A 12,195-nucleotide genomic window follows, 5' to 3' on the forward strand; every position below is an offset into this window, starting at 1 on the left:
TGCTTTTATGCAAATTTTATGCAAGTTTTTAGAGTGAGCAGAAACATTGACAATGGAGTATTTGGGGCTATGCCAAGGCAAATTAATCCACGGGATAACAATGGAGGAATTTTGCTCCGGTGGTCGTTTAAGGGAAAAAGTTATAGTTTGACCCCGGTACCTGGGGGGCGGTTTGATAGTGCAATCGACATTAAGCGGGCCCAGTCCGTAGCTAATCTGATCAGTGCTGATATTGCCATGGGCCAATTTGACCAAACCTTGGCCAAGTATGGGGGCAGTCTCCACAAAACCCAGTTGGCGATCGACGATGCCCAGGAAAGATTAAAGCAATTACGCCAGCAACGCTCCGAAGCAGATTTGCGGGAATTGTGGGAAAAATACAAGGCTTTTAAGGCTCCCCAGTTGGCCCCCACTACTCTCAAGATTGATTACGGGCGACGGATGAATTTTTTAGGGAAGCTGGAAGATTCCAGGTTGTCCCAAGCCATAACCATTCGGGATTGGATTGTGGCCAACACCACCACGGAACAGGCCAAGAAAATTCTGCAAAATCTAAATGCCTGTTGTGAGTGGGCGGTGAAGTCGGAGCTAATCGAACTTAATCCGTTTGTGGGCATGGCGGGGCAGATTCACGTTAAGCACGATGAGGAGGACATTAACCCATTCAATCCGCTGGAAAAGGAGGCAATCATTCAGGGGTTTTATTCCAGCCCCCACTATGGGCATTACGGGCGGTTGGTGGACTTCCTGTTTGCCACTGGTTGCCGTCCGTCTGAGGCTATTCCGTTGGAGTGGGGAGACTTGCGGGGAAATAAATTAACTTTTCAGCGGACGTACAGCGATGGGGTGCTTTCCCCCCGGCTCAAGACCCAAAAAAAACGGACGATCATCCTTAATGAAAGGGCGATCGCCGCTGTGAGTTTCGACTCAGATCACTATATTTTTCCTTCACCAGAGGGGAAGCTTATAGATTGGCATAATTTTGCCAATCGTGCCTGGCCCAATGTTCTTGGACTGTTCCCAGAGATTGAATACCGCAACCCCAAGCAAACCCGCCACACTTTCATCACTGAACGGATTTTGGCGGGGGATTCCCCGGCGGATGTGAGCCGTTATGTGGGCAATTCACCGGGGACAATCTACAAAAATTACCTGGGGGCTAGTCGGAGCTATTCACCGGACTGATCAAGAAAATACTCATTTCGCCAATTTGTTAAGACAGATATTGCTGATTTGTAGTCTTCTTCACTGTAGCCTTGCGACCGAGCTTCATCTGACAAATACTTTTCTTGTGCAAACTCTATGATTTCTTGATCTGAAACACTGCCTGCCATTTCAGCAAAAGCTTCAAGTAAGACAGGATTTGCAAACCCATAAACTTTTGCACAATGAATCAATTCGAGGATGTCGGATAAATCAACGTTAATTGTTTTCATAATTACCTGGGGGCTAGTCGGAGTTATTCACCGGGTTAGAGATTTCTCCATATTTTTTCCCGCAAAACGGACAGTAGGTAAAGCCAACGCTTTTTGGTTGGGCTAATTTAGGTTTTCGCCCATTTTCTAGTTGAACTAGGGGGATTGTTTGAATGAAATAGCACGGCCCTTTTTTCGGCAAAACAAGGGTTAAATTTTTGTCGCAAAGTTTTAACCCTTGGGGGGCTAGACGTTCATCAAGATTTTTTAGGCAATCACACATAATCTAATCCTCTTTTTTCGGGGTGGGGGCTAGTCGGAGCGATTCACCTGATTAATCCCATGGTTAACGGAGGCGATACGTTTTTCGATTTTTTCGAGAGACGCATCAACTTTTATCTCTTGATGGACTAATTCGGGGGAACGATGCACAAATTCATACTCGGTTTTTTGCAAGCGACGCATACAGCGGAGATGCATGATCAGTTCAAATAATTCAAATTGTTCATTATTTTCCATAGCCTTAATTCCAAGATTCCATGTAATTAACTAAATCGAGCATTTCTGCTTCTGTCAGTTCTACAAAGGTGGATTTTCCATATTTATCGAGGCAATTCACCGGGCTAAAAGGGGATTTCTTTGCCCCACTCATCAACAATCCAGTTTCCCTCAGAAAAAATATAGGAGTTAACCCAAGGGCCTTCGCAGTAACATTGCCCTGGGCATAGAGACTCCCAGAAAAAATATTCCGGCCAGACTGGAAAGCGAAACTCCAAGTCGAACATTAAAATTGCCCATGTACAGAAAGCTGTTAAGAAGTTTTTCATCGGTCTAAGCCTCCTTAGATTTTAGATAAAGAATTAAATCAAGCTGTTCTGACTCATTAATTTCCAAAAAAGTCGATTTTTCATATCTTTCCTTGCAAATCCGCTGTAATTGCCAGGGATTCAATTGCAGGCGATCCATTTCGGCTTTTATCTCAGATGCCGTGAGCTTCTGATCCTCGGTTAATTCCACTTTTTTACCGTTGGAAATTTCTGGTGAGGTATAAACCCCCTCAAATTGCTTCACCTGCTTCACCAGCCTATCTGGCAAGGGTTTCAGACCGTCAACTGCTTCACTAATTGCTTCACCAACTGCTTCACCAACTTTTTGACCTCCCCTTTTTTCTTCTTCTTCTTTTTTTTCTGGTGAAGAGGAAGTGAAGGAAAGTGAAGACATTGGTGAAGCTGTAACCCCTATGGAATAAGGCAGTGAAGCTGGTGAAGCAGTTTTATTTAGTTTGAGTCCAGCAAGATAAAAGCTACCTTTTTTATCTTTGTCGATCGTCTCCCGTTGCTTGGTAATTTTTGGGAATAATTGGCTGAAAGCATCGAAAATTTGGTTGGCTCCCTTGATAGGACGGTCAAAACGCTTTAATTGCTCATGCCAGATTAATTTAGGTCGTCCTTTGTCCGTCTCAGGCTGAATTACTTCTAAAGTTCCGTTAGCTTCATACCATTCCCGCAGGATTAACCACAAATCAGAGATGTAAATTTTCTCGCCCTGGGCTTCAACGATGCCCATTTCCTCCACAAATTCCCAAAGGTGGTTAGATTTTTTGCGGATCTCTTGGAAGTAATGGTCAAGCCCTTCGTAGGGAATGCCATCTTGGGCGATCGCCGGAATCTCGGCAAGGACACGATTGAGGAAAGCCGGGGAAACATTTTCCACCACCCATTGGGGGTCGTATTTAAAGCGGGGGTCAGCCTGCATTTCCCGTGAATCTGCGGGGTTTGGGTTGCGCTTGAAGGATTTCTGGAAGCGAATCACACAAAACCGTGAGGTCATGGCATTGAGGGAACCATCCATCCTGGGGGCTTCGTTGACGTTGAAGAAAAAGACGGCGTTGGGCTTGATCGTCCTTTCGTCCCGGCCTTTGGGGTTAATTTTGACTTGCTCCCCAGAAATCAGACGGAATAGGGATTTCAGCTTTTCTACTTTGTATTGGTCGCTGTTTTCCGATGCCCAGCTCACTAATGCCCCATCTAAGTCCGCCAGGCCACCGATTTGGCCTTGCTCAAATTGGTAAAAGTTATTCAGGGCGGTATCGACCATGAACTGTCCAAAAATCTGTTCCACCACCAACCGCAGAGAATCCTTCCCGTTTTCCCCTACCCCTTCCAAAAACAGAGCACGGGGGCGGCCGGTGAAGCGGCGGAAATTTTCTAGATCAAACGCCAGGGCAACAGAACGCAGGAAAATGGTCTGCTCTTCTGGGGAAATGCAACTTAAAAGGCGATCGCAGTTTTCGGGGTTGGCGTTGGGGTCATATTTGACGGGGGAGCAATAGGTATAAAAAACTTTGGAGGTGTGTGGTTCGATTACCGCCTTGGGGACTGATTTTTCCCATTGGATAATCAGCCGACCATTGGCCAAATTTATCCCTGGTGGATTGATTAGCTCCTCCTTAACCCGTTTGCGCTTCAGTGTCCACTCATAGGCACCGTTGATCGATTGTGGAGATAGATGGGCGGCAACCCATTTTCCATACTTCCCCTTGACAGGGTTTTGATAGGCCCATTCGATTAAAAGGGCTTCGGCTTCGGCACGGCTAAATTTTTCGTAGTATTGTCCGTTGTAGCGGTATAGGGAAAGCTTAGTGTCATCCCCAAAGCTGATATATTCCGCATCGAAAAAGCAGTCTAGGTAAGCTTTTTCCTTCCAAGAAACAGCCGGATCTCTGTAGGATTCCCCTTTGCCTTCCTGGCCCGGTATGCCCTCATCGTCATCGTAGTATTCACTGGGTTCCTGCAATGGGATGGTGGTGGTTACTTCAACTTTTTTGGCCCCTGGTTTGGCCTCCGATTTCATTGAATCTTTCCACCACTGGGGATAATCCCAGCCGAGCATTGTTCTGGCATGGTGAACCAGAGTGCCAATGCCAAAGTCCCCGGTACTGCTGGGAATAATTTGTTGCCAGTTCCGTTCCGGGGAATGGCCCGTCATGAGCATGATCGCTTCTGGTTCAGAAAATATATTTTTCAGGGCCACGGCAATTTCCCTGTATTCCGCATAGGTTCCACTATCCGGCACCGTTGGCGGTAAAAATTCCAAAATTTCCAGGGCTAGTTGTTTGTCCCTTTCCAAATCATCTAAGGGGCTACTGACGGAATGTTTAATTTTTGGCGATCGCCTCGCTGGCTTTTGTATGGGGGGGACTAAGGGAATTTGTAGAGTCCAATCCTTTGCCGCCAAAGCTTGCTCAATTTCGGCTTTGCTATAGCGGCGATCGGTGGGATTGATCAGCTCACACTTGACCGGCTCTTCCCCTGGCTTGATATGCCAACCCCCAGCAACCCTCAAAACACGGCTGGGATTTTTCAGAGTGCGATCGCCATCCAAGAAATTTAGTAAGTTAGCCTGAAGAATTTTCCAGTCTTCAACGGGGATAGGCTCTTTTAAAACCCAATAAGAATGGATGGATTTGCGTGTTTTAACTTGAAAGGTAGGCTCTAGGAAATTAATCTTTTCCCAAAAGTCTTCTTGCTCCTCCATGGGGCGATCATCCCACTCAGCAAAAAAGGCTCGACAGGTTTTAATATCCTTGTCAGATTGACCCTGACCATTTACTACAAAATACAGTCCCTTTTCTGGATTTTGCTCTTGAATAATACAGGGCAAAATTTGCTTAGTTTTGGAGGCGTAACCCTTGCTACCCTTGGGCGGAAACTGTCTATAAAAAATAGTGTCCCCGTCTTTATAGCCCAAAGCTTTTAGCTGTAAGTAATGTTGCGTAGTATCAATTTGCATGGTATAATATATCTCAATTGTTACGGTAAAGTATTGCAAGGACACAACCGCAAGACAGTGTACAAACGGTGGTTCCATAGGAAAGGGAAGGTGTAAAAACCCTCCCTTTTTTTGTGTTTATTATTCTTCAGTAACTAAATGGGCATTGTGAGCCGCATCAGCCAGATAGGTATCAATCAAAAGGGCTGATTTGATTAGCGGAAAACTTGGAATGCCATTGGGAATAAATTCCCCAGCGTGGTAACTGGCATACTTGGCAGTTTGATGGATTGACCAGGCCCGCTCTAACCGTTGACCCTCGCTTGAGTCAAGGTGGAAGGCAAACCCATCTAACACGTTGACCCGATAGGGATAGACGTTGTTGGTGCAAACGGTGACCTGGGTAATGGTATCTAAGTTGAGAATCTTGGTCACGCCGTCGGGCAACTGACACCGGAAAAGTGAATAGTGGAGGTTCATAGGGAAAAAGGGGCACAATGCCCCATTGCAGTAGGAGATAACGGAGCGGTTCCCACAGATTCCCAGCGAAAAATATAATGGAATTATCCGCTTAGAAATAAGTGGGCTTTTTTGCTAGCCACGGCTAAACAGGAAAGAGGTGCAAATTCTGTCCCTGTTTAGCTTCTGGCTGTTTTCCCAAGTCTGATAAACCCAGGAGAATTGTACGCTTTGCGTACAAGATAAATTAAAATGGAATATAGTAAGCAAGTCAAGCCCAAATATTCAAAAGTGCTCAGAGAATTTAGGCAAAAAAACAACTACTCTCAAACCAAGGTTGCAGAAGCCCTTGGAGTACGTCGGGCTACCATAAGCGATTGGGAGAATGGCAAATCATCAGCCCGTGACTTTCTGGCGGGGGTACGGTTTGCCATGCTTGCTCTAAAAGAAGGCATGGAATTGGAAGACTTGATTATGTCCTATCCTGACCAGACCACGGAGCACGAATAAGCTAATGGCGACTATTGAGACAGACCTAAAAGAGATCCTTGGGGAATTCAAGCAGGAATTTGCCAAGATTGACCAACGCTTTGAGCGTATTGACCAGCGCTTTGAGCGTATGGAAGCTTCCCTGACAGAAATCAAGGTTTCCCAGGCCAAAATTGAAGAAAAGCTAGACTCTGTAGATTCCCGAGTCAAAAATCTGGAAGACAGTCAAAACAAGCAAATCTGGACATTGATTCTGGCTATTACTGGAGCCATTACAGCGGCGGTGATTAAGTTTGGCTTTTTTCCCAACCCATAGATACCGAACCGTTCGGCATCTATTTAGTATTTCCCTCAGTTACCGCTGGGGGGTTTTCTTTGGCCCGGTTACTCCACCGCTGGAGCTTCGTAAAATGTAAGTGTTGTTTTACCTAACGATCAATCATGAACGCAAGAGATTTTTTATTGAAATGTCCAGACGGCGCAAAAATCGTTTCTTCTGGTCAGCTAACTGAAATGCAAATAGCCATGGCCAAAGCCGAGGATCGTTTTTTTGTTGATAAAGAAACCATGCTGGGTTGGGCAATCGTTAAAGGCTAAATTAATCCTCAGTCCTCAGTTACCGCTGGGGGTTTTTCTTTGGCCCGGTTGCTCCATCGTTGAATCTTGAAAGTCATTGCCGCCCCATAAAACCAGACAATTCCTATAAAGGCTGGGAACTGTTCACTTTGCGCTATGCCTTTGAGAATTCGGCCTGCATTACTCCCCATCACCCCATGGTCTGCACCAAAGGCATAAATCAAGAAGAAGGAAAAAGCCAATACTGCCCCCGTAACAATAAGTGAGAGTAGCCCCAATGGCACAATAAAAGCCCAACTCGCTAAATAACACCAAAAGGCTTCCCACCAACTAGCTCCCCTGGGGAACCAAGACGGATTCTCTGGATCATCCTTTCCCCACAGCCAATCGTGAATAAATGCAGTGGAAAGAATGGGGAAAATTATTCCAAATCCAATTGTCACCGGGATTACCATTGAAGCAGACCCCATCCACTCAACAAAATCAAAAAAGGGTTTCCCTACAACTGCCCAGAGCATGATTAACAGACAAAGCCACAGGGCTTTTAGTAAGTCTTTCCAATGGGGAATAAACATAATTTTTGGCGGTGGTAATTCCTAATCATAGAAATTTCCCTACAAATTTCAAAGCCCCCACTGGTAGCGTAATACAGCAAACCATTACACTTGATTTAGTGTTTTGGTTTCCCCATGGTTGCAATCCCCACCGCCCAAGCCTTAGCCGATGCAAATATTGATTCCCTAGAAAGGTTAGTCGTGGCCCTGGGATTGCATTTTTCCCAATTGTTGGGCAATCTCCCCAGCACTTCGGCGGTTAGTCAGGCAGTAACCGTTTCCCTCCAACAGCGGCGAATATTTAACCAAGAAACCCAGGAGCAGGAAGAAACAACTACCATTAATTTCTCCTGTCGCTTCAACTTAGAAGGGGATTATGGAAACGACGGCGGGGAATTGCTTTCCAATGTTTTGCCGTTCCTGACTGGAATAGCTCCCACTTTCCCCCTCACTCCCCCCAGCCTGGAAACGGAACCGGCCCTGTCGTCCCTGGACATTCCTTCATTGACCACAGCCGAACAGTTAATGGTCTGGGCATTGCTCACCCTATCCGCTTCCCTCCACCCCAACAGCCGGGATTACATCCAAATTGACCCCCGCTATGGGGATTCTCAGCTACGCATTAACTGCCAACTACCAGGCGATCGCCAAGCCCTCGGATTATCCGGTTTCCAGTTAATTGCCGGGGTGCAACGGGTAGCCGGTCAATATGTGGAATTGAATTCTGGGGCCGTAGCGGCGATCGCCCAAGATGCTTATGAAATTGCGGTAGATGAAGGATATTTGGGGACTAGGGCGGAATGGTTGGAAAGTTTAAAAGGTGAAGATGGGGAGCCTTCCACTGTTCCAGGTCCACCAGGGCCAAGTGCTTATGAAGTTGCAGTAGATGAAGGATATTTGGGGACTAGGGCGGAATGGTTGGAAAGTTTAAAAGGTGAAGATGGGGAACCTTCCACTGTTCCAGGTGCACCAGGGCCAAGTGCTTATGAAGTTGCAGTAGATGAAGGATATTTGGGGACTAGGGCGGAATGGTTGGAAAGTTTAAAAGGTGAAGATGGGGAACCTTCCACTGTTCCAGGGCCAACTGGTTCAGTGGAAGCGGCAGGTGCTTTAATCCTTGATTTGGTGCCAGAACCAGCTACCCCAGCCCCCAACAAATTAACCATTTGGGCTTCTGCTCTGGATGGGCTGATCTACCAGAAAGATGAGTTTGGAATTATAAAGGCGATCAGTACGGGCGGCGGTGGTCGTGAACTGTTGACCGCTGATAGAACCTATTACGTCAGGGCAGATGGAAGTGATAGCAATAATGGGTTAACCAATACTGCTGGCGGTGCTTTTGCCACGATTCAGAAGGCAGTAGAAATATTTAAAAAATTAGACATTAACGGTTGGAATCTAAAAATAAAAATATGCACAAATATAACTACCGCTAACACTATTCGTTTACCACAAATGGTGGGTGGTGTACCAATTATAGAAGGAGATACTACAACGCCAAGTAATATAGCAATAACAGGAACCGCATCCAGTCTGGGTTCTTTGTTTTACGTAACAGGCGAATGGGTAATTGATGGTATAAAATTTATCACTACAGGTTCCGCTATGCGAGGAATAAACACAGTTGGTGGAAAACTTTCTGTCAATAATTTAAATATTGGAGCTACGACATCTCATGGTATTGTTTGTGAATTAAATGGTCTAATAAATGGCGTTTCATCTTCTATTGTTCGTAGCGGAAGTAATAATAGCGCAACTATTATTGCGCTACTTGGCGGAGTTATAAATTTGCTTTATTCCAACTTGAATATGAGTTCTGGCAGTGCCACTCATGCTTATAGAGTTTTATTGGGGGGTTGTATTGATATGTTTGGCGCAACTAGAACTGGTTCTATAACACAGCTTGAAGAGACGGGTGGACAAATAAGAGTCTGATTGAATCCTATGTTCTTCGATTATCCCAACTACGATCGCCTATTTGCCCAGAAGATTGCTGGGGCAGTGGGAAGCGTAATCTCCCAAGCTCTGGGCGATCACTCTTTTTTCACCGGGGGCAGTGAGATTCCCTACACGTTTATTGAGAGAACAGAGCTAGGTGTACCCTGGGCGAAAAATTGGACAGAGCAGTGTTTTGAATCAGATTAATGAAATTTCTTGACCCCGACCAAACCTACGACATTCTATTTGCCCAAAAAATTCAGGGGCAGGTAATGAGCCTGCTTACTAACGCCCTCGGTAGCCATGGTATTTTCGGAGATTCCATCTGTTTTATTGACCGCATTGTGCCTAATCCCATTAATCCCTGGTGTGAAGATTGGTCTGCCAAAATGTTTGAATTGCTCAAGAAACTAAGCCGGACTTTTATTTTGGATGATGGCTATTTAAACGGATCTGCCTACGGTTTTGAGCCGGAATACCAGGCAGATTTACCGGATAGCCTCGACCTAGAGGATTTTTTGCCACCGTCCATATTGACTGTTTCAATTCCGCCCAATTCAGAGGGGACAATCACCTGGCAGGAAATAGAAGGGGCGTTGACCTGGCAAGAAATAGTTGAACTAGTGACCGAGCAAAAAGTAGGGAAGGGCCAAACTTGGGAGGAAATAGAAGAAACACTGACTCAGGAAGAAATGGAAAGAATATTGTCGTGGCGGGAAGTGGAGGGGCGGGCCTCTTCCTATTGTGACAAGCTCATCAACCCGATTATCGTTACACGCCGACGGGGGCGATTTTTCCGTAATGGGACAAAAGAGTCTCAAACCTACGAATTTCCCACCGCTAATTGGCTCCATAATTCAGTCTGCTTTGATGGGGTGGAACTTGAATTAACGTCCACTGAAGCTCAGCTTTTGCTTTATGACCAGATGGACAGTTTCCTGGGTTATCTCTGGGATGAATTGGGCATTCCTAATGATTGCAAGGTGTTAACAGGATGTTCCGCAAAATTAACCAGCACATTTAGAATACACACTTTCCCAAGAGATTATCCGGTTTATTTCTCTCAAGGCAATCTTCCCAGCCCGCAAAGTCACGTAATTGAATATAATCAGCCCTTATTTAATTCTGTCCCTAATTCATATTTTTATGTATCGTTAATAATTAATGGGGAAAATATGGGTAAACCCATAACTACTATTTACGATAAACAAAACGACAAGCTGGAATTAGTAGTGTGGTGGAACAAGGATTATTTTACAAACTTAATAGAAAATGGGGAAGATCCTTTTGCGGTAGAAATATCAACGCAGTTTAATTCTCAACCTATATCAGGCACAGTATTAAAATTAAGCAGTGAAATGAAAATATCTTCTAATCAAGGCTATTCTTTCTTAAATCAAGGCTATGGAGCAACCCTAGATTTGTCTCCGACGGGAGTTACATTAGATTGGTCTATTCCCAATACAGCTTATACTGTTAATTCTTCAGAGTCGCTAGGAACTATTGTTAGCGAGATAGAAAATGAGGTGGGTGGATTTGTGTTATTTCATGCTTCCAATGACAAACAATGGCGAGTTAACACAATATTTAAATCTTCTCATTTACTGCCAACGGATTTAAATTTATTTGATTCTGGTGAGGTGGCTTTGATGCTGAATGATTGGCAGGGCTTCTCTGATATTTTGCAATATACTTCTGATTCCACTTACGGAACAGGTGCCCCCTCTTGGAATGTTGTTTTCCCCGGTTGGATTAATAGCTATGCCCCTGGCCCTGTAGGCTATGCCACCTGGAAGGAATTTGAATTAAAGCACATTATCAAAATAAAAATTAATTATAACGAAATAATGCAAGAGCCTAATATTTCAATTGAGCCATTTCTTTCTACCTCTGAAGTAGCTTATGAATTTACCGATAATCTTGCTTATGCGTTTACTCCCCCCAGTAGCTACCTTTTTGAAACCATGAATAGCTCTGTTTTTCTTGTCAGGAGTTTTGCCCACAATGGCTAATCCCTATTTAGTTGTTGTTGATTCCACCCCACCAAAAACCAGACTTTTTTTTGGCTCATCAGGGCCCGACAGCCCCGATTTCCCATTTAGCCTAGACCCCGATCCAGACAAAGGTGACATTATGCCCGACAGCCAACGTATTAAGGAAATTCACGCCGCATTGGAAGCTGATCGCTATGGCGTTCACCCCAGCGATCCGCAGAAAAAACGATTTAACAATCTAGGTAGATATCTGGAAACCTTAGCCTATGCCACGGGTATAGCCTTCAACGCAGATGGAAAAAACATTCCCCAGCCAGAATCCAACTGGGTTGATGCTGATTACATTAAAACCATTAATGCCAATCAATCCCTGCGAAATGGGCAATTTGCCGTTCGTGAAGTCACCGACGCTTACGGGCAACGAATGGTGTGTGATGCGTTGTTTGAGGTAAGGGCACGGCAAGTCAGCACTACCACTGATTCTGACGGCAATTTGCAAATTGCCGAGACTTCTCCAGGAGGCGCCATGCGGGTTCCCCATATCGGAGGGATTTTTGACACCATAGCGGACGACCTGACCAAGTTTTGGGGCGGCGGGGACATTATGGTCCCCAAGGTAGATGGAACCGGGGTTGTGTATTACGACAGCATGGGGGAATGTTTGGCGGATTGCCTCTATATGCTGGGCTCCCACTCCAAATCAATAAATGAGTTGCAGAATCAGAGCATCAAAACAGTTTTCCTTTTGCAAGAAATTTTTAGAGCTTTGGGTCTTCCTTGCCACGTTGCCACAGTTAAAGGAGAAGGTGGAGTAATGCCCTGCCCTGAATTAGACGAAAAATCCCCTACCTTAACTAGCCTGCTGGGGCTAGTTTTAATCAATTTAAGTCGAGTGGTAGGAGCCTCCATTGCTTTTCGGGAAGACAATTTTGCACCGCCCCCGCCATCGGGGCCAGACCCCGATCCAGGCGTTGGTGGAGTTAGTGCTTAAACACAGGT

The 12,195-nt window shown here is 45.3% G+C and carries 13 protein-coding genes; 8 read left to right on the forward strand and 5 right to left on the reverse strand.

The genetic code is table 11. The features are described from left to right. Positions 1 to 18 precede the first annotated feature (18 nt). A complete protein-coding gene (locus D082_RS05925; RefSeq protein WP_051738699.1) occupies positions 19 to 1,185 on the forward strand; it encodes a hypothetical protein in 1,167 nt (388 codons plus the stop codon). On the opposite strand, the gene D082_RS05930 is transcribed toward D082_RS05925, so the two are convergent. From D082_RS05930 to D082_RS05950, 4 genes are all read right to left on the reverse strand, one after another. After that, positions 1,170 to 1,436, reverse strand: coding sequence for a hypothetical protein (locus D082_RS05930; protein ID WP_028948902.1), 267 nt, complete (start codon positions 1,434 to 1,436; stop codon positions 1,170 to 1,172). The genes D082_RS05925 and D082_RS05930 overlap by 16 nt on opposite strands. Before the next feature lie 291 nt (positions 1,437 to 1,727). Then, the gene (locus tag D082_RS05940; protein WP_028948900.1) at positions 1,728 to 1,934 is read right to left on the reverse strand and encodes a hypothetical protein; all 207 of its coding nucleotides are present in this window, start codon (positions 1,932 to 1,934) and stop codon (positions 1,728 to 1,730) included. A gap of 312 nt (positions 1,935 to 2,246) precedes the next feature. Next, entirely contained in the window at positions 2,247 to 5,207 is a 2,961-nt protein-coding gene (locus D082_RS05945; protein ID WP_028948899.1) for a DUF5906 domain-containing protein, read from the reverse strand. Positions 5,208 to 5,327: 120 nt separating this feature from the next. Next, positions 5,328 to 5,666, reverse strand: a complete 339-nt coding sequence (locus D082_RS05950; RefSeq protein WP_028948898.1) for a hypothetical protein — start codon at positions 5,664 to 5,666, stop codon at positions 5,328 to 5,330. Between the two features lie 231 nt (positions 5,667 to 5,897). On the opposite strand from D082_RS05950, the gene D082_RS05955 reads away from it, so the two are divergent. From D082_RS05955 to D082_RS18540, 3 genes are all read left to right on the forward strand, one after another. Next, positions 5,898 to 6,155 (forward strand): helix-turn-helix transcriptional regulator, encoded by a 258-nt coding sequence (locus tag D082_RS05955; protein ID WP_038530346.1) that lies wholly within the window; start codon positions 5,898 to 5,900, stop codon positions 6,153 to 6,155. Positions 6,156 to 6,159: 4 nt separating this feature from the next. Further along, a complete protein-coding gene (locus D082_RS05960) occupies positions 6,160 to 6,450 on the forward strand; it encodes a hypothetical protein (protein ID WP_038530349.1) in 291 nt (96 codons plus the stop codon). Positions 6,451 to 6,575: 125 nt separating this feature from the next. After that, the gene (locus D082_RS18540; RefSeq protein WP_158506499.1) at positions 6,576 to 6,731 is read left to right on the forward strand and encodes a hypothetical protein; all 156 of its coding nucleotides are present in this window, start codon (positions 6,576 to 6,578) and stop codon (positions 6,729 to 6,731) included. An 8-nt stretch (positions 6,732 to 6,739) separates the two neighbouring features. Here the strand turns inward: D082_RS18540 and D082_RS05965 are convergent, their stop codons facing one another. Next, entirely contained in the window at positions 6,740 to 7,153 is a 414-nt protein-coding gene (locus D082_RS05965) for a hypothetical protein (protein WP_144428718.1), read from the reverse strand. A gap of 246 nt (positions 7,154 to 7,399) precedes the next feature. Between D082_RS05965 and D082_RS17310 the strand changes: the two genes are divergently transcribed. Genes D082_RS17310 through D082_RS17315 form a run of 4 tightly spaced genes read left to right on the forward strand, consistent with a single transcriptional unit; the run spans position 7,400 to position 12,187 of the window. Next, positions 7,400 to 9,199, forward strand: coding sequence for a hypothetical protein (locus D082_RS17310; RefSeq protein WP_051738700.1), 1,800 nt, complete (start codon positions 7,400 to 7,402; stop codon positions 9,197 to 9,199). 9 nt (positions 9,200 to 9,208) lie between these two features. Next, a complete protein-coding gene (locus tag D082_RS05975; protein WP_028948895.1) occupies positions 9,209 to 9,409 on the forward strand; it encodes a hypothetical protein in 201 nt (66 codons plus the stop codon). Then, positions 9,409 to 11,214, forward strand: a complete 1,806-nt coding sequence (locus D082_RS05980; protein ID WP_028948894.1) for a hypothetical protein — start codon at positions 9,409 to 9,411, stop codon at positions 11,212 to 11,214. The genes D082_RS05975 and D082_RS05980 overlap by 1 nt, the downstream gene beginning before the upstream one ends. After that, on the forward strand, positions 11,207 to 12,187 hold the full coding sequence (locus D082_RS17315) for a hypothetical protein (protein ID WP_028948893.1): 981 nt from the start codon (positions 11,207 to 11,209) through the stop codon (positions 12,185 to 12,187). The genes D082_RS05980 and D082_RS17315 overlap by 8 nt, the downstream gene beginning before the upstream one ends. The last annotated feature ends 8 nt before the right edge of the window (positions 12,188 to 12,195 follow it).

This window comes from Synechocystis sp. PCC 6714 (assembly GCF_000478825.2).
GTDB lineage: Bacteria > Cyanobacteriota > Cyanobacteriia > Cyanobacteriales > Microcystaceae > Synechocystis.